The sequence below is a fragment of the Kordia sp. genome, assembly GCF_965224175.1.
Lineage (GTDB): Bacteria > Bacteroidota > Bacteroidia > Flavobacteriales > Flavobacteriaceae > Kordia.
The window spans coordinates 1,280,280-1,305,633 of record NZ_OZ245041.1 but is presented as its reverse complement, the minus strand read 5'-3'; the positions used below and the strand labels follow the sequence as shown (position 1 = coordinate 1,305,633).

The window sequence follows — 25,354 nt, the reverse complement described above, 5'->3', positions numbered from 1 at the left end:
AATTAGATTCTAACGCCTACAGGCAATAAATCTTTATACTCTTTGTGTTTTCTTAAAAAACTAGCAATCTTTGGACTAGTTGGCACAACGCGTAAATTTCGTTCTTGAATACTGTCTAATACAGTTCGGATAAATGCATCTTTAAAACCAGCATCCTCGAGTGTTTCAGGAACGATCAATTTTGTCAAAAATATTTTACGTTCTTGTAAGGAATATTCAATTTTAGCCATTCCATCAGCTGTTTTGTGTTCAAATTGACGTAAAAATTCGTTATCATTGATAACTATTTCATTATCCATAGCAGTTTAATTTAAATTAATCTCAAAATGGTGTGATTAGAAGAAATGTTGGGTTAACTTTTGCAAAGATAAGAAATTTAGAGTAGATTTCCGATTTTTTAGTACGACTATCTGTATGAAACAAAATAAAATACCTGTCTATTTCATGCCAGGAATGGCTGCAAATCCTTCTATATTTAAGCATATAAAATTATCAGAAGACGAATTTGAAATATATTTTTTAGAGTGGTTTGTCCCTGAAAAAGGAGAAACTCTAGCAGATTATGCATTTCGAATGGTACAAAACATAAAACATGAAAATATTGTTTTAATAGGTGTTTCTTTTGGTGGAATTTTAGTGCAAGAAATGGCAAAACATATCAACGTAAGAAAGCTTTTTGTGGTATCGAGCGTAAAAACGAAACACGAATTGCCGCGTCGTATGAAGTTTGCAAAGAACACAAAAATATACAAACTTTTGCCTACAAGTTTGGTTGGTAACATAGAAGCACTGAGCAAATTTGCTTTTGGAGACTTGGCTACGAAACGTTTAGAGTTGTATGAAGAATACCTTTCTGTTCGTGATAAATACTACTTAGATTGGTCTATAGAACAAATTGTAAACTGGAAACAAGAAAAACCATTACCAAATACAATTCATATTCACGGAGAAAAAGATGGTGTTTTCCCAATACAGCATATTTCAGACTGTATTTCTATCAAAGGCGGAACACACATCATGATCATCAATAAATACAAATGGTTTAATGAAAATTTGCCACGATTAATTAAAGAATAATATCAAAATACGCCCAGTTTGAAAGTTTTCTTGATTTTTAACAATAAAGTACCGAGATACTAGCGTGATTCTAAATCAGTTTACTATTTTTGTAATCTCTACCCAATCATTTTACAATTCGCCAAAAAATAGCTAACTTAAAGTCGATTAAGAAAATATTTAAAAAATTACAATATGCGTAAAATCAAGAATGGATTAGCCTTTTTAGGATTAATTTTCCTCGGAATGTTATTGATGAATGCTGTTCAACAAGAAAAAGCCATTACGGCAGAAGTTGAACCAGCAGAAACAAACGAAATAGGAAAAGTTGAAGCAGAGAAAGAAAATGACTATAACGTATATGCACTAGAAATTCCTGAAACACTCAATTTTGCAGGAGAAGAAGTACCATTGCACATGCCAGACATCAAAGAACGCATGGATCGTGAGTTGTTAGTAAACACATATTGGCAGTCTAATGGATTGTTATTATTTAAACGCGCCAACAAATATTTTCCAATTATTGAACCAATCTTAAAAGAACATGGAGTTCCAGATGATTTTAAATACCTAGCAGTTATTGAAAGCGGATTGCAAAACGTAACATCTCCAGCAGGTGCAAGAGGTATTTGGCAAATCATGAAAACAACAGGAAGAGAACATGGATTGGAAATCAACTCCAATGTTGATGAACGTTACCATTTAGAAAAAGCAACGCACGCCGCTTGTAAATACTTATTGGCTTCTAAAAAGAAATTTGGAAACTGGACATCAGCAGCAGCAGCGTATAATGCAGGAAATGGCGGAGTAGGGAAGCGTATGAAAAAACAACAAGTAAATTCATACTACGACTTATTACTTGGACAAGAAACTGGGCGTTACATGTTTAGAGTTATTGCGTTAAAAGAAATCTTTACCAATGCTAAAAAATATGGGTTTAACTTTTCAGAAAAAGATTTATACACACATATTCCAACCTATAAAGTTGAAGTTGATACTGTAGTAACTAACTTTGCAAGCTTTGCTAAGAAGTTTAATATCAACTATAAAATCTTAAAAATTCACAATCCTTGGTTGCGTGAAAATAAATTAAATAACAAATCACGAAAGTTGTATAAAATTGCAATTCCTGAAAACGGATATTATACGAAATAACAAATATCAAAAAGCAGCTTTTTAGCTGCTTTTTTTGTACTATGTAGTATCGTTTTCTTACGCTCAATAATTATTTTGAAAACCTGTTTGTTCAAAATTGTTTCTTCCATAAAATTTTCGTTCTTTTGAGTGTTACCAACTGATTAAAACACAAGTCATTACTTTTTTACTTTCTTGAGCATACAAAATAACATACTACAAACCATTCATCATTTACGTACTTCTGGACATTTTGTTTTATATACGAATCAACCAAAAGTAAGTACTAATGAATTAAATGATGTAGCTGATTTTTTAGAGCAAGAATATGAAAATGAAACACTTAACTATCCGTATGATGCACCAAAATTTGATCGAAATGCAGCTATTTGGGGAGCCAAAACAATCTATTATGCAGCGCAATTTTTAGCACATCGATTGGAAGAACCAAAAAATCTTGGGAAATTCTTTGAAGCTTTTACAGGCGAAATATCACCAGAAACACAACTTTCTGCAGATTTGTCATTACGGTTTTTACCTTTCATTATCAAAGAACTAGAAAGTATCGACTTTGATGATTGGTTAGTCATCATACTCAAAAAATACCTTCAAAACTTTCAATATTCAGCAATCGGACACGATTTTGAATTAGAATTTAATGAAGAAATATGTGTAACACTCTTTCAAAATAATTGTTTTCGAACACTATTTACAGACAGAGTCATTGAAAAAAAAGATCTCAGCCTTACGGCACACAAAATCATTCAAGAAAACGTCGCTATCCATCTAGGAGAACACACAGGTCACTTATGGAGAGCATTCATTTCTGAAGTATAATATATTATGAACGAAACTATAAAATTACGAGCAATCCTCGATGAAATCAAAAACATCTTTGTTGGAAAAGATGAGGTAATTGATCTCTTAGGAATTGGTCTCTTGGCAAGAGAAAATGTATTCTTATTAGGACCTCCAGGAACTGCAAAAAGTGCAATTGTAAAACAATTATCGAGTCATGTAATAGGAGGAATTAACTTCGATTATCTATTGACGCGATTCACAGAACCAAATGAAATTTTTGGTCCGTTAGATATCCGATTGCTAAAAGAAGGAGAATTAGTCACCAATACTGATGGGATGCTTCCAGAAGCTTCTTTGGTATTTTTGGATGAAATATTCAATGCGAATTCAGCCATTCTGAATAGTTTGCTAATGGCGTTAAACGAAAAAATATTCCGAAGAGGAAAAGAAACAAAAAAATTACCAGCGTTAATGTTTATTAGTGCGAGTAATCAATTACCAGAAGATGAAGCCTTAGCTGCTTTGTTAGATCGTTTCTTGATTCGATTAAAAGTAGACAACGTAAAACCAGATCGTTTAGAAGAAGTACTGCAAGCAGGTTGGAAGTTAGAACGTAACGAAAAAACGGAACAAACTTTAATTTCCCCAGAAGAAATAAAAGGATTGCAAAGCAAAGTAAAACAAGTAAACCTAGCGCCAATTCGTAGTTCATACATTGAATTAATTCACAGTTTACGAAATACAGGAATTGAAGTATCTGACAGACGTGCCGTAAAAATGCAAAACTTAGTTGCTGCCAGCGCCATGTTGTGCGATAGAGAAGAAGCCATACTTTCTGATCTTTGGGTTTTAAAATACATTTGGAGTACGGAAGAACAAATAGAAACGTTACAAGCAACTGTAAATGCGCTCATAGAAAAAGAAGACACAAGTGAAAAAGCACATCCGCAAGCATTTTTTAACAAAGCACCAAATCCTGAGGAATTGATGAATGAAGTTGAGAACTTAAAAACAAAGTTCGCTAATGCGGAATTATCACTGCAAGAATTAAACGTAATTAAAGACAAATTACGCTATTTGCAAAATCGTACAGATTGGGTGAAAGATCAACAAAAAAAGCAATATATAAATACTGAAATAGATCAATTGTGGAAAGAGATCTTGCACAAGGCGTAACAGAATACTGGTTACGATTGCCATCAAAATATAAAGACAAATTATCTCAAGTTCGTGTATGGAAATCATTGCGAATGGCAACAGATATGCAAGATATTTGGGTACGCGGAATTTCTCCACATCAATTATACAGTCCTGAAATACGAAGTATTCCATTCAAAAAAATATATTTTCAACGCGATAATGCTTTATTTCTCTTAGGAGGAAATTTGCCAGAAGAACGTCTAAAAACTTCGCTGCTTTGGTCGCCAATAGACAGAGCATTACCTGTAGAAATGCCAGATTATAATTTTAACTATTTTGGAATCGATTCAAAAATTGAATTCAAAATAATACCATCAACCGTAGAACGATCAGCAAATGTACAATTGGTTAGTTTGGAAGTATTAGATATAATCATTCCTAAAACGCCAGCCGTGCGATTACAACAGTTGCAATGGACAATCATAAATGATCATGCATTGTTATTTGGAACACCTTTACTTTCTGTTCCAGGAAAAACATTTTGGCAAGCAAACAACTTTTTAATTCCAACGGGATACGATTTAGAATATCCAGAATTAAACAGTTATTTCAACAAGAACATCAATGCATTAAACGATTATATAGTTGTACATACAGATAGTACGTATTACAAGCTACCAAAAGAAAAATTACAAAAACTCAGCATTAGCGGATACCGATTGTCACGATAACTCATGAGCGAAACACATACAAAAGGAATATACTATTTTCAATCCTATACAGACTATTTCTGGCAATGGGAAGTTGACTATATGTTTACACGTAGTATGAATGAAGGTGTTCAAAATTACAGTGGTTTCAATTGTATTTGTATTCCTGAAGGAATGACCATTGCTTACAAAGAACAAGTAGAAGAGGTTTTACAAACAATAGCTCCGTTTGGATTTCCACCATTTGGGGCGTTAATTTTAACGTTTCTAGCAACAAACTCCGGAGAAGTCAGTTTTGCTGTGGATGAAATTTTTAGAAAAATTCAAGAAAATCATACTAATTTCCCATCAGTGGATCATATTGATTTTTTGGCTGCAGAATCTTTTTTGAAGAGCCTAATTGCGCTTCCAATACACTATAAAAAAGGTACAAACAGACTCGATTTATTTACGTTTTTGTTTCAAACAGCCAATCATAGTTTACATGCAAAATACAAAGATGATATCTTGACCTGTATCAAAAATCAAGATTTCCAACTCAATGAATGCAGTAGAAAAGTTGAAATTACAGTTTCAGCATTAAGTAAAGATATCAATGCTTTAGCGTTGCTACACAAACGTTATCCAAGCGTAAATGATTTACTAAAAGCATGGTTAAACATTGATGAGATTCCTGTTGAACCTGAAGAAACGGAATATGTTAGTGAAGATCCAGATTTAATTCAGCAACTCATTGAAGAACCAAAAACATTTTTCATGGGAAGTCTCATCAAACGAATTTGGTCAGGAATTCAGCTACCGATGCATTATGCGCATCCAGGGGAAATGCCACTTGGCGGAATTTCAGACATTACCAACAAAGGTAAGTTTGATAATATTTTAATTTCGGAATTTGCCAATGATGATTTGATTTTTTTACACAGAATCGCCAACAAAGAAGCCTTGTTTATTCGTCGTGAAACAACTCCGGAAGAAGATTTACGTACGAGAATATTTTTAATAGATACCACAATTAAAAGTTGGGGAACGCCCAAAACACTATTATATGCAACAGCATTTTCGTTAATACATCATCCAAAAAATGAAATGAACTTTCAGCCGTATGCTTTAGGTGTAAATTATAAATCGTTGGACTTTGAAACAAAAGAAAGTATTATAGATGGTTTACAATTAACATCTCCATTATTAGATGCTGCTGAAGCCATGCAAAAGTTTATTGATGAGTGTGAAGAAGAAAACATAGAAATCACGCTATTTACGTCTCCAAAATCCTTGGAACACGCAAATATTCGAAAAATATTTAATAGACATCATGATAAATTTGGAGGTGTCATTACCGCAGATATAGAAGGAAATATAGATGTCTACAGAATGAAAAGTGGTTCCAAACGCTTGGTAAAACACATTCAGCTACCATTAAAGGAGCTTTGGAGAAATCCGCCTACTAGAAAACGAACACATAAAAAACTAAATACGCAAAGTGATAATGGAAATGTTGTTAACTATCCAATTTTATACGGTTTTCCAGCTAGAAATGTAATCAACTTTGCAGATGAAAATTATAGATACATCGTACAGAAAAACGGAGATGTATTTAGAACGCATTCGAGAAGTAAAGGCTTTGAAATGTTCAAAAAAGATATCAAATTTACAACAGGTATCAAGCAACATAAATTAGCTGTAATTTATGGCGGAGAAATCTTAGTACTATTTTGGACAGTTAAAAATCATATGATGTTCAAAACAGCTACTTCTACATTTACATTTTCAGAAGATTTGAGTCATTACAGTAAAGTTTCCTTCAAACACTTAATCGTTTATGAAGACAGACTTTATTTAGCAACACGAAAATACTACAGCGAAGATCCTGTATTTACAGAGTTTGACATTTTTGAAAAAACGTATGAAAAAGTAGAAATGCCAAGTACAGGACTCAAAATGCAGCTAAAGAGTTATCTATCTAGCCATGGATTTTATTTTGAAGGTTCTATTTTTACAAAAATCAATTCGTTGACCATTACAAAAGATTTAAAGCTGATATTCAATTTCAAGCATCAACTCGAATTATATGGTGAATCAATTTATCTTGAAATGACCACTAGAGATCGAGATCAATTGGAAGAAGAATTTACAGTATATTTTCACAGGCGAAATTTACGCGCAGAATTTATGAACGGAAGCAGCATAACTATTGATAAAAATGGCGTGATTATATTTGAAAGTTTAAATCATTCAATTCCAAAATTTTATCTATCGTCATACATAGGAATCGACCTGGCATTGGCAACAGAAAACGAATTTGCAGGAGAAGATTATTTCTATCCAGACGACTCGGAAGCAAAAAAAATAAGTGTGCTTTCTTTTGAAGAACAGTACCTAAAACCATTTATGCAAAAGATACTAAACGTATGAAGTTAGCTTTAGTACATACCGATCATAATCCGCATCCAAGATGTGGAATTTTCATCAAACATGCTTCTCCAAAAGTATGGTTGACGGAAATTATGCGTATGCAACTAAAACTTTCAGATTGTACTGTATATGTATGTCCAGGATTAGAAGCTAACAGTATTTCGGGAATAGTACTCATTCTAAACGAAGCCTATAAAAATCTAGACATAGGTAAAAATATTGCGATACAAAAAGCACATAAAGGTTTCTATCTTCCAGAAAACACAATGCTAAATATGGCACTTTCTGCGGAAGAATACGAAAAAATACTAAACGGAACTCCGCATTTTTTTCATCATGAATTTGGATTGATGGAACTCGAAGAGGAATTGCAATGGGAAACTTTATTGCAAGCTTCTCAAGAACGTTTTCCAGCAATTACTGAACCTGCAAAAGGAGTAAACATTCCAGCAAGAGTCACAGCATTTAGTGTAGAAATTGAAGAAAAAGAAGAAACGGAAGGACTTGCAAATCCTTTTGGAGATGCAGATATTGATCCACAGGATTTACCTTTCAACATGAAAAAAGTATTGCAAGGAAATAACAGAGAAGTTGAAAAATACTTAAGATACCTTGAAAAAAATCCTGAAGCAGCTTTAAAGATGGCAATTCCATTAGATATGATGGGAACTTCACGTGGAAAAGCGTATGCTGAATTTAAATTTAAAAGTAACTTCTTTGAATCTATCGGATTAGGAAATGTATCAGAAAGTGCAAAAAGTAGCATGAAAACCATTGTTGGAGTCATCGCAATTATTGCTGTATTTTGGATTGGATATCTTGTGATAGATCATCTAAAAAAAGATCAAATAGAAGTTGTTTCTGACGAATTGATCATAGCAAGTGAAGATGATACCGAAAAAGAACCACTTAGTGAAGATCTTGTCATCGCAACCGATGATACCGAGTCGAACAATGATGCGTATGTAAATAATACAAATAAACAAGCTATTGATACAGCCAGATCTACATCTAGCGGCAATATCATTCAAACAATCTTATGGACTTTTCTAGTGATTGTCATTGCATTACTTATAATTTATTACATACAACACATAAACCGTAACAAACCAAAACCTGTAAAAAGTAAAAATCCTTCATGGTTAGACTTACCAGAAGATAGTGAAATGTTTTCGTTTGATGATGAAGAAAAAGTAAATGATGGTGGATTTTATTTTGGAGGAAATGAATTGTCTACTCAAAGTAAAATGGTCATTTTCCTAGTCATTATTGGTCTATTAATTTATCTCTTTTACCCAATGTTGACAACCAGTGAATTAGGAATCCTATTTGCGGTATTCACAGGAGCAATTGTGATACGTCTTTTATATTTATTAATAAGAAAAAATAAAACAATCATCGATGAGTAAAGTGAAAGAAAGTAAGTTTCATGCGAAGCTGATTTATTTCATCATCTTCGTATTATTTTTTAAATTAGTATACATCATCGTAAATGCGATCATGTTTGGAAGTTTCGCCAGCTTTCTAGGTGCATTGATTGTCTTATTATTATTGTTTATTATTTTATCATTTTTAGTGAATTCTCTCTTTGAGAATGCATCGGGTAGTGGAAGTGGTTTTAGTGGTGGATCTTCTACTGTTGGCGACAATCAGTTTCAGACTCTAATGGATCGTTATGAACAACTTTGTGATGAATTCATAGAAAAAAAACAATTCAAAAAAGCAGCATATATTCAACTAAAACTACTTAGAAACCCTTACAGGGCAGCAAGTATCTTAAAAGAAGGGCATTTGTATAATGAAGCAGCGAATTTATACCTAAGGCGATGCGATGATAAACTAGAAGCTGCAAAATGTTATGAATTCGCTAGATCATATTCAAAATCAATTAAGCTATACAAAGAGCTTGAAATGAACGAAAAAGTAGGTGACATATACACAAAACTAAAAGACTCTAAAAAAGCGCATAAACACTATCAAATAGTTGCAGACGATTATGTAAACAACGATCAATATGTAAAAGCAGCATTGATATATCGTAAAAAGATGAACAATAAACAATCGGCTAACGAGTTACTTGTGAAAGGTTGGAGAGATAATAAAGATGCTGTAAACTGCGCAAATAATATGTTTGCTAATTTCAAAGAAACAGAAAACTTAAAAAACGTACTCATAGCTTTTAGAAATAAAATGGTTAGTTCAAGTAATGAACATAACTTTTTAAAAGTACTAAAACTAGAATACGAACGCGATATTGCTCCAAAACAAGAAATAGAAGAAATGGCATACGAATTAATCTCTAGGAACAATAAAAATGATGATGTTTTATCATTGCTTAGCCATTTTGTAAAAGGAGATTCTCAACTCACAAAAGATATCATTCGTCATCGAATTCATCGAAAATAAAAGGATACGTAATTTTTTAGCTACAAAAACAGGAAAAGACTTTTTCAGACATGTCTGTATTTATAAATAGCGACTATATATGCTTCAATAGTTGTTGAAACCTAACTACTTTTAATCTGTAAATATTAAGATTAAAACGCTGTACGCATGAAAAAACAAAACCTTAAAGGATTATCTCTAAACAAAAAATCAGTCTCTAATCTCAATCAGCAACATGTAAAAGGAGGAGGAATTACAGATGGTTGTAGTGATGGATGTACACCATTTCAAACCGCATGGAATTGCACAAAAGGAGCAGATTGCACAGCAGATTGTAACAATGGCAACTCTAACCTTTGCCCGATATAATCAATAACCGAGCGTGAAGGTTTGAGCTTTAATGTTCAACAAATCTTTACGGAGATTATAAAGCGAGCCTTGTGCTCGCTTTATTTTTGTTTAAAATCGAATTAAATACCTATTTGATAGGTAACTTAAATTATAACAGTATCTTTATTTTCTATAAGTTTTTTCAGTTAAAACTATTCAAATGTGAAAGAATTAAACGATGAAATAAAAAATATAGAATCTGAAATGCTAGAATGTCGAAATGCACTTATTCGCATGAAAAAAAGGATTCCGCTTGGAATTTTAGCTTGCATCGGATTCTGTTTTATTTTTCCTTATCTGCCAGGTAGACGCGGAAGAAAACCAATGATAGAAACCTGGGGATATCAAAATGCTGTGCTATTCGGCGTAGTGATTTTTCCGATTGTTTGTGCGGTCTGTTATATAATGGCAAAAAGCAAGCTAGAAAAGAAGCTACGAGAATTAAAACTAAAAAAGTACTTGGCTGAAAAGGAAATTGAAGAGTTTAATACTTTATAAACACAAAAAAGTCGAAAGATATTTCTTCCGACTTTTCATATTTTATATAGAATTTATAATAATTATCTTCTGCGCATCTGCTGACGGTTTCCATAATGCTGCTTAGGAGCACTTGCAGCACGTTTCATTTGCTGTTCCATCATTTTGATTTGTTCTGTCAACATTCCACGCTTATCGAGTGTCTTAGCTTCTTTCATTAAGTTCTTAGCTTCGTTCTTTCTATTCTTCTGTGCCGCGATACCTGCTAAGGTCATTTTTACCATAGCCATATCATGATCCATGCTTAAGCCTAATTTTTCAGCTTTGCGTAAATGTTTCTCAGCTTGTGTCAAATTACTCTGAGAAGCCATAATTCCATGTAAATAATAGTAATAACCTTGCTGTTTGGTAGTTAAGGCTGTCTGTGGATTCTTGATTTTTGCTAACAAACGCTTTGCTCCATCAAAATCTTGCTTTCGTAACTTCAAAAATGAAAGTAAAATAAATTCGTTTTTAAAGTATAATAAGATAAAGATGGCAGCTAAAAGAATTAAGAAAATTCCATTACCAATATTAGTCTCATAAATTTGGTAAATTGCAAACGCAAAAATCGCTGCAGCTATAATTAATTTAATATTTTTATTGAACATAAAACGGTATATATTTGTCGAGGGTGCAAATGTATAAAAAACAATCGAAAATATTTTTTAAAATGTATTTGCAAAAGTAAAAACTCTTTGTATATTTGCGCCGCACTTTTAGAAAGGAATCTCGCGTGCATTTACAATTATTTTCAAGAGAAATTAAAGATATATAAAGTAATGAAAAGAACATTTCAACCATCGAAAAGAAAAAGAAGAAACAAGCACGGTTTCAGAGAAAGAATGGCTTCTGTTAACGGGAGAAAAGTGCTAGCTCGTAGAAGAGCAAAAGGAAGAAAGAAAATTTCTGTGTCATCTGAATTGAGACATAAGAAGTAATGATATATATAGTATATTAAATAAGGTGTTGTTTTTTTAAAGCAACACCTTTTTTGTACCCAAACGTTTTTTTATTTTTACGCAACACAACACACAAACAAACTAATGCCAAAAAGAGAAGACTTAAAATCGATTTTAATTATCGGATCAGGACCAATCGTAATTGGTCAAGCATGTGAATTCGATTACTCAGGATCACAAGCATTACGCTCACTAAGAGAAGATGGAATCGAAACGATTCTAATCAATTCAAATCCAGCAACCATCATGACCGACCCAACTATGGCGGATCATGTGTATCTAAAACCATTAACTACTAAATCAATTATTGAAGTTCTAAAGAATCATCCAAATATTGATGCCGTTTTACCAACTATGGGAGGACAAACAGCATTGAATTTGTGTATTGAAGCTGATGAGAAAGGAATTTGGGAAGATTTTGATGTAAAACTAATCGGTGTAGATATTGAAGCGATCAATATTACTGAAGATCGTGAAAAGTTTAGAGAATTAATGGGAGAAATTGGTGTTGGAATGGCACCACAAGCTACTGCAACTTCCTTCTTAAAGGGAAAAGAAATTGCACAAGAATTTGGTTTTCCATTAGTAATTAGAGCTTCATACACACTTGGTGGCGCAGGAGCTTCTATTGTATATGATCCAGAAGATTTTGACGAATTATTACGTCGCGGATTAGAAGCTTCTCCAATCCATGAAGTAATGATCGATAAAGCGATGATGGGTTGGAAAGAATACGAGTTAGAATTACTTCGTGACAAAAACGACAACGTAGTTATTATCTGTTCTATCGAAAATATGGACCCTATGGGAATCCATACAGGAGACTCTATCACAGTGGCGCCAGCAATGACTTTATCAGACCGTACGTATCAGAAAATGCGTGATATGGCGATCAAAATGATGCGTAGTATTGGTGACTTTGAAGGTGGATGTAATGTACAATTTGCTGTAAGTCCAGACGATCAAGAAGAAATTATCGCTATTGAAATCAATCCGCGTGTATCACGTTCTTCTGCATTGGCAAGTAAAGCTACAGGATATCCAATTGCAAAAATTGCTGCAAAATTAGCTATCGGATATTCATTAGACGAATTAGACAATCAAATTACAAAATCAACATCAGCATTATTTGAGCCAACGTTAGATTATGTAATTGTAAAAATACCACGTTGGAATTTTGATAAATTTGAAGGTTCAGATCGCGAATTAGGACTTCAAATGAAAGCCGTTGGAGAAGTAATGGGAATTGGGCGTTCGTTCCAAGAAGCCTTACACAAAGCTACACAGTCACTAGAAATAAAACGTAATGGACTTGGTGCTGACGGAAAAGGATATAAAAACTACGATCAAATCATAAGCAAGTTACGTCATGCTTCTTGGGATCGTGTATTTGTGATTTACGATGCGATTCAGATGGGAATTCCATTAAGTAGAATCTATGAAATCACTAAGATTGATATGTGGTTCTTAAAGCAATACGAAGAATTATACAATCTTGAAAAAGAAATAACTACGCACAACAAAATTGATAGTATTTCAAGAGATTTATTATTAGAAGCAAAACAAAAAGGATTTGCAGACCGACAAATAGCACATATGTTAGGATGTTGGGAAAGCGAAGTTTATAAAAAACGTGAAGACTTAGGTATAAAACGTGTTTATAAATTGGTAGATACGTGTGCAGCAGAATTTACAGCAAAAACTCCATATTACTATTCTACATTTGAAGCTGAAATTGAAACAGCAGACGGGAATCGTTATGTACACAACGAAAGTGTCGTATCTGATAAGAAAAAAATAGTAGTATTAGGTTCTGGACCAAACAGAATTGGACAAGGAATTGAGTTTGATTATTGCTGTGTGCACGGAGTTTTAGCTGCGGCTGAATGTGGTTATGAAACCATTATGATCAACTGTAATCCTGAAACGGTTTCAACAGATTTTGATACGGCTGATAAATTATATTTTGAACCAGTTTTCTGGGAACACATATACGATATCATTCAACATGAAAAGCCAGAAGGTGTCATTGTACAGCTTGGAGGACAAACAGCGTTGAAACTAGCAGAAAAGCTAGACCGTTACGGAATCAAAATTATTGGAACAACGTATCAATCATTAGATTTAGCAGAAGACAGAGGAAGTTTCTCTACTTTGTTAAAAGAAAATAACATTCCTTATCCAGAATTTGGAGTTGCTGAAAATGCAGATGAAGCGTTGGCATTGGCTGATGAATTAGATTTTCCAATTTTGGTAAGACCTTCATACGTACTTGGAGGACAAGGAATGAAAATTGTGATCAACAAGCAAGAGTTGGAAGAAACAGTTGTAGACTTACTACGTAAAATTCCAAACAACAAACTCTTACTAGATCATTACTTAGATGGAGCAATTGAAGCTGAAGCAGATGCTATCTGTGACGGAGAAAATGTATACATCATTGGAATCATGGAGCATATTGAACCTTGCGGTATTCACTCTGGAGATTCAAACGCAACCTTACCACCATTTAACTTAGGTGAATTTGTGATGCAGCAAATAAAAGATCACACCAAAAAGATCGCCTTAGCTTTAAATACCGTAGGTTTAATCAACATTCAGTTTGCGATTAAAGATGATATGGTATACATCATAGAAGCCAATCCAAGAGCTTCTCGTACGGTTCCTTTCATTGCAAAAGCATACAAAGAACCATATGTAAACTATGCTACGAAAGTAATGTTAGGTGAGAAGAAAGTAACGGACTTTGATTTCAATCCGCAATTAGAAGGATATGCTATCAAACAACCAGTATTCTCATTCAATAAGTTCCCGAATGTAAACAAACGTTTAGGACCAGAAATGAAAAGTACAGGAGAAAGCATCTTATTCATTGATAGCTTAAAGGATGACGAATTCTATAATTTATATTCAAGAAGAAAAATGTATTTGAGTAAGTAGTTTTCAACTCTGCTCCATATTATTTATTAATTAGTTTGGAGTTTATCAAATAATTATCATAAAAAACGCTTCCATAAAGCTTCACAGTTTTTGGAAGCGTTTTTCTATATAGAATTATGAATTAAAGAATGTATTCTTTAATTTTGCTTTATTATCTAAAAACAATTTATGTCTATAATATCATTCTTGGATATTGTTAAATAAATAGTCAATTTCTTTTTATTGACTATCACATCAACTCCAGTACGCATCTGGAGCTTTACTACTTTATTTAAATTTTTAATATCATCACATTTTGTGATCGGCTTTTCTGTATACAGTTTTATGATACAGAATACTGCTTTGCATTTGTATAAGTATTCAATACAGATGATCACAATTTGTATAAAGACATAAAAACATGAAACTAGAAGATTTCGGATATAACGAAAATATTCAAAAACTAAGATCTGCCATGAATCTTGAAGACTTTCATATTGGCAGAGTCAGTTCACAGCATAAAAACAAATACATTGTAAAAACAGAGAAAGGAGATGTAGAAGCTGAAATCACAGGAAATTTACGCTATGCTGCACAGGATAGTGAAGACTATCCAGCTGTTGGCGATTGGGTTTTAGTGATGCTTTATGACGCTTCTTTAGCATTAATACACAAAATAATACCACGACAATCTATTATTTCAAGAAAGTCTGTTGGACAACAAGGAAAAAAACAAGTCATAGCTACAAATATTGACTACGCTCTAATTGTTCAGGCTGTAGATAATGATTTTAATATCAATCGTATGGAACGCTATTTAACGCTTTGTTATTCATCTAATGTAAAACCAATTATTGTTCTGAACAAAATAGATTTAATAGATACTGTAAAGCTTGAAAGCTACATAGTTTCAATTGAAGAACGAATTAAAAAAGTACCTATTGTTGCTATTAGCAATAAAATGTGTAACGGAATTGTACCTTTAAAAAAGTACTTAAAAAAAGGCATAACATATTGTTTGTTAGGTTCTTCAGGAGTTGGAAAATCTACGTTAACGAATAATCTGTTTGGTAAAGAAATAATGCTCACTAAAGAAATTAGATTAGATATAGACAAAGGAAAACATACGACAACCCATAGAGAATTAATTGTCTCAAATGATGGAATTTTGATTGATATGCCTGGTATGAAAGAAGTTGGAATGATTGATGCTTCAGAAGGAATACATACTACATTTGAAACAGTCATAGCACTAGCAAAACAATGTAAATTTTCAAATTGTACACATACGAGTGAAGTAGATTGCGCAATTTTAGAAGCGATTCAAAACAACACTTTGGAGCAATCGGTTTATGATAACTATGTGAAAATTGAGAAAGAAAAAATGCACTTTGAATTGTCAATTGCTGAAAAAAGAAAAAAAGACAAAAAGTTTGGCAAAATGGTAAAACAAATAAAGTATACCAAAAAAAGGACGAAATACTAAACTTAGTATATTGATTCTTAATTACAAGTAGTAGTTAAAAATAAATTCCAGTTAAAAGACAAGGCTATATGCATGTTTTTGACTGGAATTTTCTGTTTGATTTTTATTTAGTACTTTATGAATTATTAAAAGAATATCAATTGAGCTTTCAAGAAACAAATTACGTATTAAAATCAGGTAAGCAAATTACAATTAGATTGCCTGAAGAAAAAGAAGCACAAGCCATTCTTGACCTAAAAAGAGGATACATCAGAAACACAAGCACGCTTCCACTAACTTTGGACGAATATCCAAATGATGTACAAAGAGAAACAAATCTCATTAAGGAATATGCAGAAAGTAAAAACAGTATCTTTTTAGTTGCGGAATATAATGGCGAACTTGTCGGAAATATTGACTTAACAGGAAGTAAAAGGTCAAAAATAAGTCATACGGCAATGCTTGGTATGGGAATTCATGAAAACTGTAGAAATCAAGGTTTAGGTAAAATTTTAATCAAGTGTGCTTTAGAATGGGCAAAAAACCAATCTAAATTAGAACTCATTTGGTTAGATGTATATGCTTCTAACGCAATCGGATATAATTTATATCAAAAGATGGGCTTTCAAATTAGTGGAACTATTAAAGACTTTTTCAAGCAAGAAGAAATTTATATTGATAAAATACAAATGTATCAGCGGATAAAGTAACAATCAACAAATCTTGGATTAATTTGGAAACCATCGATCAATCAAATTTTTTATTTGAAATTTAGCATTTTCAAGAATTGAATTCAATTGATCTCTATGTTGATCTACACCAAAAGCTGTAATTTGTTCTGAAGAAATACCCATAAAATCAAAATTTTGTTTTAATGTAGAAGAAGCAAACTCTTTAAGAGTGCTAGAGTCATCATAATCGAATCCACTAACTATGATTGATAGCGCTTTTTTATCATTACAAAGACCAATAAAACCAGTTTCAGGACTAAAAGAAAATGTCTTATCACTAACTACAATAGCATCTATCCAAGCCTTCACTGTTGCTGGCATTGTAAAATTGTAAATAGGAAAAGCCAATACAATATTATCAACCTCAATAACTTCTTCTATCAGTTTATGATGATTAGATAAAGCAAAGAGTTCTTCTTCTGAAAAATTTCTCTTGCCTGCATTCCATTCCATGACTAAATTCAAATTTTTCTTTAATAATAATTCAGGCGGAGTTTCTGCTAAATTTAAATATTTCATTTCTGTTTTCCCTTTTGCGAGTTCTACAAATTCATCAAATAAAATTTTTGTGTAAGAACCTTTTCTAGGTGTATAATTTATTACTAATGTTTTTGTCATTGTTTCTATTTTTTACAAATATAGATTCAATGCATTGATAATTTTAATTATTTTTGTTTGGTAATTAATAACTAGTGTTATGATTAATTTAGAGTGGTTGAGAACTTTTAGTGTAATTTATGAGTGTAATAGCCTCACAGAAGCTTCAAAAAAGTTACATATGACACAACCAGGAGTTAGCAAACATTTAGCTGCATTAGAAAGTCACATTGGAAAAAAACTATTTGAAAGAACAACTCGAAAATTAACAGCTACCGAGTATGGGAAATTTTTATATTCACAAATTAACAATCCATTACAAGAATTAGAAAAAGTAGAATATTATTCAAATCAAAGAGCAAAAAAACAACGCTATGCAATAACGATTGGTTGTACTACAGATTTTTTTAAAAAAGAATTAATACATCAAATTTATTCTTTTGATATGTATATAGTAACTCATTTTGGAAATGAAAAAGAATTAATTGAAGCTCTTGAAATGGATAAAATTCAATTATTAGTTGGAATAAAAAAGCATGATATTTATGATCATCAATTCATACATATAAAAAATGAAGAGTTAGAATTAATTAGTTCAAATACTGTTTCTATTCCGATAGAGATAGAAAAAAATGAAGAAAAACTGATCAAATGGTTACAGAAGCAATCTTGGTTTGTTTATGACAATAATCAATATGACATAAAAAAATTCTGGGATGCTAGATTTAATACAAACCCTAAAATAGTTCCAAGATATATTTTGCCATCTTATTTAGACATTATAGAAATTTTAAAAAATAATGAAGGATTAAGTATAGTTCCTAAATATCTATGTGAAGATGAATTAAACGAAAATTTGATAAAAACACCAATGAAGTATACTAAAACAATAGTACAAAAGTTGTTTTATTCATATAAACTTAAAAATAGTAATTTAAAAGAAATCAAGCTCTTTATAGAAAACATGAAATGTAGTTAGTCTTAGTTTGCTTGTTAAACTTTAATGAACTTTCAATTCAGTTTTTATTTACTAACTTTCGTATTTAGCTACGGAACACATGTTATAAAATACTCTGAGGTGAAACTGAATATTATCACATTCATTCTAAACAACAAATCTTCATTCTCCAATCTTTTCCGTATTTTTACAATAAAAAGAAAAGCTAGTCAACTCCTTCGAGGCAAGTCCACGAAATATTGAACAGAAATAATGAAAAATATTTTGACGCAAGTGTCGGAGTATTTAAATCTCGATGATCGAGTAAAAAAACATCTTTACTAGCAAAACTGAAAAAAGAAAGGAACAATTCATGAGCGAAATGAATTTTAACTACGGAAAAGGCTTTACATTTAGCAAGCATATTCCAAAAGAAGTATCACATTTTGAACGTGTGTTTGATATTTTTAAAGACATTCTAACACATACATCAGGCGATATTGAAGAAGCTTTTGATTGGCTTGATACGCTCGATAAAGAATACAATATCTTTACTGATGAATATACATTACAAGACTTTGAAGACGATTTAAAGAAACGTGGTTACATCAAAGAAGAAATTGATCCTGAAAAAGGAAATACAGGAACAGGAAGCGGAAAAGGTAAAAACATATTGACTGCAAAATTAGAATCTGCTCTGCGTGCATATGCTTTAGAACAAATATTCGGAAAACTTAAAAAAAGCGGTTTAGGAAATCATACAACAACCAAATTAGGAAAGGGCGATGAGCATAACGGAGAACATCGTGCGTACCAATTTGGTGACGATTTGGCAATGATAAACATGACGGAAAGTATCAAAAATGCACAAGTCAATAACGGAATTGGTGATTTGCGAATTACTGAAAATGATTTAATCGTAGAAGAAACTAAGCACAAAGCGCAAATGAGCACGGTTTTAATGATTGATATCAGTCATTCCATGATTCTGTATGGAGAAGATCGTATCACACCAGCAAAAAAAGTAGCGATGGCTTTGGTAGAGTTGATTCATAGGAAATATCCAAAAGATTCTATTGATGTCATTGTTTTTGGAAATGAAGCATGGCCGATCAAAATTAAAGATTTACCATATTTAAAAGTAGGTCCATATCATACAAATACGGTGGCTGGCTTAGAATTAGCTATGGATATTCTCCGCCGAAAGCGAAATACCAACAAACAAATTTTTATGATTACAGACGGAAAACCAAGCTGTTTAACCTTGCCTAATGGCGAATTTTATAAAAATAGTTTTGGTTTGGACGAACGTATCGTTTCGCAATGTTTAAACAAAGCTGCGCAAGCACGAAAACTCAAAATTCCAATCACAACTTTCATGATTGCTCAAGATCCATACCTAAGACGATTTGTAGAACTATTTACAGAACAGAATAGGGGAAAAGCCTTCTTAACAGGTCTATCTGGCTTGGGACAAATGATTTTTGAAGATTACGAAAAAAATAGAAAAAGAAGAATATAAAATATCATATTCAATACATTATAATTTAAAACATAAAAAAGGACATTTACGATCAAATGTCCTTTTTTACATATTACTTTATGTTTTAACTCGATCATCGAGATGTAACTGCACCGAAGTCGTTGACTTAGTGTTCTTTTTTTAAATATTTAGAGGTAATCAAAGCAATTGGTAATCCAACCAATACCATGTGCCATACAATCCCTACAATCGCCAATCCCATATCAAAAGGTGCTTTTGGAATATTTGAGTTTGGTAAAACCAATAAATTCATAAATAACCAAATGACAAAACCATAAAGTAGTCCCATTAACACTTTGTTATTGCGTAATAAACTTATGTTTGGATAAGCAAAAAAGTAAATAATAGCAGCTACATAAGCGATCAAGAAATGGAAAAAAGTTCCCATTAAAATCATTCCTATTCCTCCGTTTATGGCTTCTGGACCGTAAACACCTGCTGCTATAAACTGTAATACTTGTAAAGGATTTAAGTTAAAATAAATATAATAAACTATTACTCCTGCAATTGAATCTAGAATACCTGAAATTAAACCAGACCATAAAATCGTTTTGGTAGGACTTGATGATCTCGTAAAATCAAATGATAAAAAAGAAGTGGTTTTATGTTGTTCCATGTTTTTTAAATATTTGCGACTTCAGGAAAATCAATTGGTATTTGAGTAATATTATGAAGATAATTTGTCATTGTTTTTTCTCCAATCTGTAAAATAACATCTACTAAATGACCTTGGTTATAGCCTTCATTGAAAAATAATTCTAAATATTGAGATGTTACTTTTCCGCGCGTATGTACAATATTTTGGCTTAGTTTTACTAGCGCGTTTAACTTACTATCAAAAGAAACTTGACCACTTCTTAACTCAAGAGCTTGTTCATCAGTAAACCCATTCATTTTTCCAATTGCAGTATGAGCAGCTCTACAATAGTCACATTCATTTACTTCACTAACCACTAGGTTGATGGCTTCTTTTTCTTTATTGCTCAAGGAAGATTTCTCATTTTGAAAAGAGATATAACGTTTCAATCCATTATCAGACAATCCTAATGTAGCAAAAAGGTTGGGCATAAAACCTACCGATTTTACGATGGTATCATACGTTGGTAAGTTGTCTACAGACATTTGTTCCCTATTAGGAACTTCGAAGTTGATTTTTAAATTTGTTTTCATTTTTTGTATTTTATTGTGCAAAGATGGAGATACAAAAAACGATGTGAATTCAGCTATCTGAAGAAATTTTGTTCAGGTAGTTGAACATTTTTCAATTGGAAGTTAATAGATTGCGTATTTCACTTAAGTACTGTTTAGAAATGCCTAAATAAGATGCTATCATATATTGAGGTATTCGCTGTTCAAATGCTTTATATTCTTGTCTGAATAATAAATATCTTTCTTTAGCAGGAAAACTTAAATTGTTAATGATGCGTTTCTCAAGCGCTATAGAAACTCTTTGAAAAAGAATGCGAAAAAAATGCTCAAATTGTGGAATTTCAACATTTAAACGCTCAAAATTTTGTAATGAAATTTGAATAACTTCAGTATTTTCCAAACATTGAATATTTGTATTTGCAATATCTTGATTAATAAAACTAGGCAAATCAGTTGCCCACCAATTTTCAATTGCAAATCGAAAAATATGCTCGTTACCTTCATCATCAATATGAAAAGTCTTTGTAACGCCAGAAACAACAAAGTTTAATGTTTTACATAAATCTCCTTGCTGTAATATATATTGGCCTTTTAAATACTTTCTGCTGCTTATTTTAGATAATACTAACAACTCTTCTTCATCAGAAAGTGGAATGGAATTTTTTATATAGTCAATAAAATTAGAAGTATTCGTTTTCATTATTTAATGTAATGGTTCGTCAGTAAAAAGTACGTTTTTCATACTCTTCACTATATTTTATAATTTTTTCTAAAGTACAAATTAAAACAATGATTGATGGTTATGACTCCAATAGTTGTCTTGCGATTTGTATAAAGGTCTGTCGAATCTAAAAGATAGATTATACACTAACATTACTATTAAATAAATTTTTTCAAGAATTGTTAGCGAAAAACATGCACTATATTTCGGAAAAAGAACCGTATGCATTAATTTTATAGAGTTTCTGACAACTAATGAAAAAGAAGAAAAAAACATGCAAAAAGAAATCACATTCAAAGAATTAAAAGATGCTGGATATACACATAAAACGATTAGTGAAGAATTACAAGCAAATCTAATACAACGTATCAAAGCAAATGAACCCATTTTTGAAGGTTTATTGGGATATGAAGACACTGTAATTCCACAATTAAAAAAAGCAATTCTAGCTGGGCATCATATCAATTTATTAGGTTTACGCGGACAGGCAAAGACACGAATTGCTCGTAGTATGGTCGATTTATTAGACGAATATATGCCCATTGTAAAAGGTTCTGAAATTAACGATAGTCCGTTTGAACCCATTTCAAAATATGCAAGAGATATACTCGCTGAGCACGGAGACGAAACACCGATTGTTTGGGTACATCGTTCGGAACGATTCTTTGAAAAATTAGCGACACCAGATGTAAATGTGTCTGATTTGATTGGTGACATTGATCCGATAAAAGCTGCGACTTTAAAACTGCCATATTCTGATGAACGTGTATTACACTACGGAATGATTCCGCGTGCAAACCGCTCGATATTTGTAATCAACGAACTTCCTGATTTACAAGCAAGAATTCAAGTATCTCTATTCAATATTTTACAAGAAGGTGACGTGCAAATTCGCGGTTTTCAGTTGCGAATGCCGTTGGATATTCAATTTGTATTTACGGCAAACCCAGAAGATTATACCAATAGAGGAAGCATTGTAACGCCGTTAAAAGATAGAATCGGGTCACAAATTTTTACGCATTATCCAAAATCAATTCAACTGGCACGTGAAATTACAGCGCAAGAAGCAAAAGTTTCTACAGAAGACAAATCGGCAATACAAATACCTAGTTTGGCAAAAGACTTATTAGAACAAGTTGCTTTTTCGGCGCGAAACAGTGAATATGTAGATGCTAAAAGTGGTGTAAGTGCACGTTTAACGATTAGCGCGATGGAAAACCTAATAGCAGCGGCAAAGTTACGTTTGATTGAAACAGGAGATGAAAAAACCACGGTTCGTTTGGTAGATTTTATGTCGATCATTCCATCCATCACAGGAAAAATTGAATTGGTCTATGAAGGTGAACAAGAAGGCGCAGATGAAGTAGCAAAAATACTCATTGATGATGCAGTAATGACACAATTTGAAGATATCTTTCCACGCGTACCTAAACTAGAAAAAGAAGGCGTAAAAACGACATATACAGATGTTGTAAGCTGGTTTGATGATAACTTTTTAGAACTCAACTACACAGCTACAGACGATGAGTTCTACGAAAGTTTACAATTAGTTACACCATTAGAAGAAGTCATCAAAGAATATGCAACTGATTACAGTAAAGAAGATCAAGCCTTCTGTAAAGAATTAATTTTATGGGCATTAACGATCAATAATAAACTAGATAAATCTGAAAATAGTACTGCTTTTACTTTCGATTCTATTGGATTTGGAAAGCATTTCCTGTAATTAATTTACATACGCGCAAAGTGTAATTTCGAACAAAATAGATAATAAAAAATGTTTCCGTGGAATCTTACGATTTTTCAGGAAACATTTTTTTTGAACAATAAAATAAATGGTTGGTTAGCCACTATCCTAAATAGTCTAGTGATTATCTTTTGCTAATTTCATAGCAGCTTCGTCAATTTTCTGTAAATCTACTTTAGCAATTTCTTTTACAGCAGTTTCATACGGTTCTAAAACTACTTGACCTTTAGGTTTATGTTGACTCAAAATTTCTTTATATGCGTCCATAAACTGTTCAATATCCAAAAGCGAATAATACGCTGTAACGTGCTGCGTTCCTGCTTGTGCAGCAAAACGAACCAAGTTTCGTAAGTAAGCAGCATATTTCCCTAATGCTAATGGAAGTACAAATTTTATATATTTTAGAGTCTTTGAAATTTTATCATCAATCTCAGTATTAAATGTTCCATTCAGTGTTGTAGAAGGTGATATTTGTTGGTAACGATTCACAGGAACACCAATAATATTCTTGGTAGCTAAAGCATTTAAGGCAGCTACACTGGCTAAAGTTCCAGTTAAAGTTTCTGAAGGATTGGCTCCAGTTGGCGGTTTGATATAATCTTCATAAATCGTTGGAATTTTTGCCAAATCATCTTTTTGCCAAGCATGTGGAACAATATCAATAGCATTGTGTTGACTCAAATAGTAAATTTTATTGGCAGCAATTTGTTTTTCGTAGTACGAAGCAAAACCTTCATCGCCAGGAGTTGGGCCAGCCGTTGGAAATGCGCCAATAGAAGTCTTATTCTCTGGATCCCATTCGTCTTTAGTATCAGATAAATACAAAGCTAGTGTTGGTGATAATGCGCCTCCTAAACTATGTCCTGCAACAGCTAACTGAATGTTGGAAGTATTTGATGAAGCCACAAAATTTTGTAAAGCAGTTACTATATTCTTTCCATTTTTGTCTTTCATTCCTAACAAAATTTCAAGACCAATATGCGTTCCGTTGGAAATATTTCCAGAATTTGGTGCGCCAGTTACTAATTCCCAAGAATATGTTTTATTCACTGAGAAATCTTCTACAAACCAACCGTAAGGAGAGTTTATATTTGTTCCGGCAATTGCAATTACGATGGTATTTTCACTTTCATTGTAATACATTCCCATAGTATTGTCTGCATGTACAGACGTTGAGGTAGGATCGTTTGCATATACAATAGGTCCCCAAATGGCAGACCAATCTCCAATGATATCTTTTGTTTTTTGTAATACATCATTGGCTACTAGCGAAATATAAGCTTGCATTTCAATCATTCCGCTTTTACAATCAGTTTGACTCCATGAAAGTCCTGATGCAGAATTGACAGAAAATGATAAGCTATAGATTTGCTGTAGTAGTTGTTTGGTTGGATTCATATGCTAATTTTTTTTCATGATAGTTAATACTAGTTACTTACAAATTAACAGCTAAAAAAAAATCAATAATAGAATACTTTTACTCGAAAATAGAACCACGTATTTATACTGATAAAAATTAAAATATTGCATATAGAATGTTAAAAAAAGCACATATTTATAAATAATTATTACATTTGTGATAAATCCACCAAATCGAGAACGAGTGAAGCAAAAAATACTCTTACTTATTTTATTAATTTCCTTTAGTACTGCCGCTATAGCACAAAATAGCGCAAGTACTCAATTTGCTTCTACTACTGAAACAGTATTCAATATTTCTCCAAATCCTGGAATCAATGAATTGAACATTCGATTAACGCAAAAAACAAATGCTGCCGTTGAAGTCTATAATCTACTAGGGAGAAAAATTTATACTGGAAAGTTAACCGCTATGCACAACGCGATCGATATTACTTCGTGGAAATCTGGAATTTACTTAGTAAAAGTAATCACAGATAAAAAATCGATCACAAAGCGTTTTGTGAAAAAATAAATTCACCTATTATTTACAATTATTTTTTAAAATCGACTACTGTCGATGTTTTCTCTATGATTAATTTTTTTTCTTTCGATAAAAAAATATCTACTACATGACAAAC

Annotated in this window: 25 protein-coding genes; 18 read left to right on the top strand and 7 right to left on the bottom strand. The window is 32.3% G+C overall.

Annotated features, from left to right (window positions below; genetic code table 11):
* Positions 1-2: 2 nt before the first annotated feature.
* On the bottom strand, positions 3-299 hold the full coding sequence (locus tag ACOQOS_RS05725; RefSeq protein ID WP_420574011.1) for a GNAT family N-acetyltransferase: 297 nt from the start codon (positions 297-299) through the stop codon (positions 3-5).
* Positions 300-414: 115 nt separating this feature from the next.
* On the opposite strand from ACOQOS_RS05725, the gene ACOQOS_RS05720 reads away from it, so the two are divergent.
* From ACOQOS_RS05720 to ACOQOS_RS05675, 10 genes are all read left to right on the top strand, one after another.
* Positions 415-1,077, top strand: a complete 663-nt coding sequence (locus tag ACOQOS_RS05720) for an alpha/beta hydrolase (RefSeq protein WP_420574010.1) — start codon at positions 415-417, stop codon at positions 1,075-1,077.
* Between the two features lie 174 nt (positions 1,078-1,251).
* Positions 1,252-2,211 (top strand): lytic transglycosylase domain-containing protein, encoded by a 960-nt coding sequence (locus ACOQOS_RS05715; protein ID WP_420574009.1) that lies wholly within the window; start codon positions 1,252-1,254, stop codon positions 2,209-2,211.
* A gap of 174 nt (positions 2,212-2,385) precedes the next feature.
* The gene (locus ACOQOS_RS05710; RefSeq protein WP_420574008.1) at positions 2,386-3,027 is read left to right on the top strand and encodes a hypothetical protein; all 642 of its coding nucleotides are present in this window, start codon (positions 2,386-2,388) and stop codon (positions 3,025-3,027) included.
* A 6-nt stretch (positions 3,028-3,033) separates the two neighbouring features.
* Positions 3,034-4,167 carry an AAA family ATPase gene (locus ACOQOS_RS05705; RefSeq protein ID WP_420574007.1) on the top strand — a complete coding sequence of 378 codons (1,134 nt, stop codon included), beginning with the start codon at positions 3,034-3,036 and terminating at the stop codon, positions 4,165-4,167.
* A complete protein-coding gene (locus tag ACOQOS_RS05700; RefSeq protein ID WP_420574006.1) occupies positions 4,140-4,862 on the top strand; it encodes a hypothetical protein in 723 nt (240 codons plus the stop codon). The genes ACOQOS_RS05705 and ACOQOS_RS05700 overlap by 28 nt, the downstream gene beginning before the upstream one ends.
* A gap of 3 nt (positions 4,863-4,865) precedes the next feature.
* Complete coding sequence (locus ACOQOS_RS05695; protein ID WP_420574005.1) at positions 4,866-7,253, top strand: hypothetical protein; 2,388 nt, start codon at positions 4,866-4,868, stop codon at positions 7,251-7,253.
* Positions 7,250-8,662: a hypothetical protein gene (locus tag ACOQOS_RS05690; RefSeq protein WP_420574004.1), complete on the top strand. Its 1,413-nt coding sequence runs from the start codon at positions 7,250-7,252 to the stop codon at positions 8,660-8,662. Before ACOQOS_RS05695 ends, ACOQOS_RS05690 begins: the two co-directional genes overlap by 4 nt.
* Positions 8,655-9,659, top strand: a complete 1,005-nt coding sequence (locus tag ACOQOS_RS05685; protein WP_420574003.1) for a hypothetical protein — start codon at positions 8,655-8,657, stop codon at positions 9,657-9,659. Before ACOQOS_RS05690 ends, ACOQOS_RS05685 begins: the two co-directional genes overlap by 8 nt.
* A 147-nt stretch (positions 9,660-9,806) precedes the next feature.
* Complete coding sequence (locus ACOQOS_RS05680) at positions 9,807-10,007, top strand: hypothetical protein (protein WP_420574002.1); 201 nt, start codon at positions 9,807-9,809, stop codon at positions 10,005-10,007.
* A gap of 183 nt (positions 10,008-10,190) precedes the next feature.
* Positions 10,191-10,526: a hypothetical protein gene (locus tag ACOQOS_RS05675; protein WP_420574001.1), complete on the top strand. Its 336-nt coding sequence runs from the start codon at positions 10,191-10,193 to the stop codon at positions 10,524-10,526.
* A gap of 62 nt (positions 10,527-10,588) precedes the next feature.
* Here the strand turns inward: ACOQOS_RS05675 and ACOQOS_RS05670 are convergent, their stop codons facing one another.
* Positions 10,589-11,155: a DUF2892 domain-containing protein gene (locus ACOQOS_RS05670; protein WP_420574000.1), complete on the bottom strand. Its 567-nt coding sequence runs from the start codon at positions 11,153-11,155 to the stop codon at positions 10,589-10,591.
* 171 nt (positions 11,156-11,326) lie between these two features.
* Between ACOQOS_RS05670 and rpmH the strand changes: the two genes are divergently transcribed.
* From rpmH to ACOQOS_RS05650, 4 genes are all read left to right on the top strand, one after another.
* Positions 11,327-11,485: a 50S ribosomal protein L34 gene (rpmH, locus tag ACOQOS_RS05665; protein WP_083777297.1), complete on the top strand. Its 159-nt coding sequence runs from the start codon at positions 11,327-11,329 to the stop codon at positions 11,483-11,485.
* Positions 11,486-11,590: 105 nt separating this feature from the next.
* Entirely contained in the window at positions 11,591-14,446 is a 2,856-nt protein-coding gene (gene carB / locus ACOQOS_RS05660) for a carbamoyl-phosphate synthase large subunit (protein ID WP_420573999.1), read from the top strand.
* A 400-nt stretch (positions 14,447-14,846) separates the two neighbouring features.
* A complete protein-coding gene (rsgA, locus tag ACOQOS_RS05655; RefSeq protein WP_420573998.1) occupies positions 14,847-15,911 on the top strand; it encodes a ribosome small subunit-dependent GTPase A in 1,065 nt (354 codons plus the stop codon).
* Between the two features lie 68 nt (positions 15,912-15,979).
* A complete protein-coding gene (locus ACOQOS_RS05650) occupies positions 15,980-16,600 on the top strand; it encodes a GNAT family N-acetyltransferase (protein WP_420573997.1) in 621 nt (206 codons plus the stop codon).
* A gap of 18 nt (positions 16,601-16,618) precedes the next feature.
* Here ACOQOS_RS05650 and ACOQOS_RS05645 read toward each other — a convergent pair whose 3' ends face one another.
* Positions 16,619-17,239, bottom strand: a complete 621-nt coding sequence (locus tag ACOQOS_RS05645) for an NAD(P)H-dependent oxidoreductase (protein WP_420573996.1) — start codon at positions 17,237-17,239, stop codon at positions 16,619-16,621.
* Between the two features lie 79 nt (positions 17,240-17,318).
* On the opposite strand from ACOQOS_RS05645, the gene ACOQOS_RS05640 reads away from it, so the two are divergent.
* Complete coding sequence (locus ACOQOS_RS05640; protein WP_420573995.1) at positions 17,319-18,197, top strand: LysR family transcriptional regulator; 879 nt, start codon at positions 17,319-17,321, stop codon at positions 18,195-18,197.
* 331 nt (positions 18,198-18,528) lie between these two features.
* Positions 18,529-19,677 (top strand): vWA domain-containing protein, encoded by a 1,149-nt coding sequence (locus ACOQOS_RS05635; protein WP_420573994.1) that lies wholly within the window; start codon positions 18,529-18,531, stop codon positions 19,675-19,677.
* A gap of 127 nt (positions 19,678-19,804) precedes the next feature.
* Here the strand turns inward: ACOQOS_RS05635 and ACOQOS_RS05630 are convergent, their stop codons facing one another.
* From ACOQOS_RS05630 to ACOQOS_RS05620, 3 genes are all read right to left on the bottom strand, one after another.
* Positions 19,805-20,314, bottom strand: coding sequence for a DUF1440 domain-containing protein (locus ACOQOS_RS05630; protein ID WP_420573993.1), 510 nt, complete (start codon positions 20,312-20,314; stop codon positions 19,805-19,807).
* A gap of 5 nt (positions 20,315-20,319) precedes the next feature.
* A complete protein-coding gene (locus ACOQOS_RS05625) occupies positions 20,320-20,868 on the bottom strand; it encodes a carboxymuconolactone decarboxylase family protein (protein WP_420573992.1) in 549 nt (182 codons plus the stop codon).
* Between the two features lie 91 nt (positions 20,869-20,959).
* Complete coding sequence (locus ACOQOS_RS05620) at positions 20,960-21,547, bottom strand: Crp/Fnr family transcriptional regulator (protein WP_420573991.1); 588 nt, start codon at positions 21,545-21,547, stop codon at positions 20,960-20,962.
* A gap of 295 nt (positions 21,548-21,842) precedes the next feature.
* On the opposite strand from ACOQOS_RS05620, the gene ACOQOS_RS05615 reads away from it, so the two are divergent.
* On the top strand, positions 21,843-23,294 hold the full coding sequence (locus ACOQOS_RS05615; protein WP_420573990.1) for a sigma 54-interacting transcriptional regulator: 1,452 nt from the start codon (positions 21,843-21,845) through the stop codon (positions 23,292-23,294).
* A 138-nt stretch (positions 23,295-23,432) separates the two neighbouring features.
* Here the strand turns inward: ACOQOS_RS05615 and ACOQOS_RS05610 are convergent, their stop codons facing one another.
* On the bottom strand, positions 23,433-24,713 hold the full coding sequence (locus tag ACOQOS_RS05610) for a lipase family protein (RefSeq protein WP_420573989.1): 1,281 nt from the start codon (positions 24,711-24,713) through the stop codon (positions 23,433-23,435).
* A 205-nt stretch (positions 24,714-24,918) separates the two neighbouring features.
* Between ACOQOS_RS05610 and ACOQOS_RS05605 the strand changes: the two genes are divergently transcribed.
* The gene (locus ACOQOS_RS05605; RefSeq protein ID WP_420573988.1) at positions 24,919-25,248 is read left to right on the top strand and encodes a T9SS type A sorting domain-containing protein; all 330 of its coding nucleotides are present in this window, start codon (positions 24,919-24,921) and stop codon (positions 25,246-25,248) included.
* The last annotated feature ends 106 nt before the right edge of the window (positions 25,249-25,354 follow it).